This is a genomic window from Sphingomonas sp. ABOLH, assembly GCF_003951715.1.
Taxonomy (GTDB): Bacteria; Pseudomonadota; Alphaproteobacteria; order Sphingomonadales; family Sphingomonadaceae; genus Sphingomonas; species Sphingomonas hankookensis_A.
Window position 1 is genome coordinate 1 of record NZ_QQWV01000112.1, and the last position, 856, is coordinate 856.

Consider the following 856-nt stretch of genomic DNA (forward strand, 5'->3'; position numbering starts at 1 on the left):
AACAGGTCGGCAAGCGCTGCCAGCACGTCTTCGTGTCGAAGCTGGCGCGCGACGACCAGTGCCAGGCATTCCCTGCTGGCCTCATCGATGATGGTCAGTATCCGGAACTTGCGCCCGTCATGCGTCCGCGCTTCGACGAAGTCATACGCCCACACATGCCCCGGATACTCCGGTCGCAGCCGGATGCACGAGCCGTCGTTCAACCATAGCCGGCCACGTTTAGGTTGCTTCTGCGGCACCTTGAGGCCTTCGCGCCGCCAGATCCGCTCCACCCGTTTATGGTTCACCGACCAGCCCGCCGCATGCAGCAGTGCGGTTACCCGGCGGTAGCCGTAGCGCCCGTACTGCCTGGCCAGCGCGACGATGTCGTCGGTCAGCACCTCTTCGTCATCTGCCCCGCACGGCACCTTGCGCTGTGTCGACCGGTGCTGCCCCAGCACGCGGCACACGCGCCGCTCGGATACGTACAGCACCTCTCGCACCTGGTCGATGCAGCGTCGGCGTCGCGCGGGGCTCAGAAGTTTCCCCGCGCCGCCTCCTGTAGAATCAACTTGTCCAGTGTCAGGTCGGAGATCGCACGCCGCAGCCGCAGGTTCTCCTTCTCCAGATCTTTCATCCGACGCGCCTGATCCGTCTTCAAGCCGCCGTACTCCTTGCGCCAGCGGTAGTAAGTCTGCTCGCTGACCGCGATCCGCCGGCATGCCTCAGCGGTCGTCCCGCCCTGGCCCAGCATGATCTCGACCTCACGCAGCTTCCCGATGATCTCCTCAGGCTTGTGCTTCTTGGCAGGCATGCGTCGTCCCTTCCTTGATCCAGACTGTCATAGTCGATGGACCACTCAGAAGGGGGCAGCTCA

Annotated in this window: 1 pseudogene; it reads right to left on the minus strand. The window is 64.1% G+C overall.

The features are described from left to right. Positions 1–793 (minus strand): annotated as a pseudogene (locus tag CA237_RS19475) (IS3-like element ISGbe1 family transposase); the annotation flags it as partial. Positions 794–856 lie beyond the last annotated feature (63 nt).